This window comes from Desulfatiferula olefinivorans, from assembly GCF_054657895.1.
This window is the reverse complement of sequence record NZ_BAAHXV010000122.1, coordinates 1-427: the sequence shown is the minus strand read 5'-3', so window position 1 is coordinate 427 and position 427 is coordinate 1. Positions and strand designations below refer to the sequence as shown.

General features: G+C 65.6%; 1 protein-coding gene. It reads left to right on the top strand.

The features are described from left to right. On the top strand, nucleotides 1-427 hold a 427-nt coding region (locus tag ACYQ11_RS22145), incomplete at both ends, for an InlB B-repeat-containing protein (RefSeq protein WP_459926012.1).

The window sequence follows — 427 nt, the reverse complement described above, 5'->3', positions numbered from 1 at the left end:
AAGACCTACAACGTCAGCCTGACGTTGGCCGCCAATACCGGCAGCCTCGCCCGAACGGGCCACTCCTTTGCGGGCTGGAACACGGCGACGGACGGAACCGGCACCCACTACGAGTCGGGCGGCACCTACACCGGCAATGCGGCTTTGACCCTCTACGCCGAATGGACCATCGACACCTACGCCGTCACCTACAACACCAACGGGGCCACCTCGGGCTCGGCGCCCGACGCCCAGACCAAGACCTACAACGTCAGCCTGACGTTGGCCGCCAATACCGGGAGCCTCGCCCGAACGGGCCACACCTTCGCGGGCTGGAACACGGCGACGGACGGAACCGGCACCCACTACGAGTCGGGCGGCACCTACACCGGCAATGCGGCTTTGACCCTTTACGCAGAATGGACCATCGACACCTACGCCGTCACCT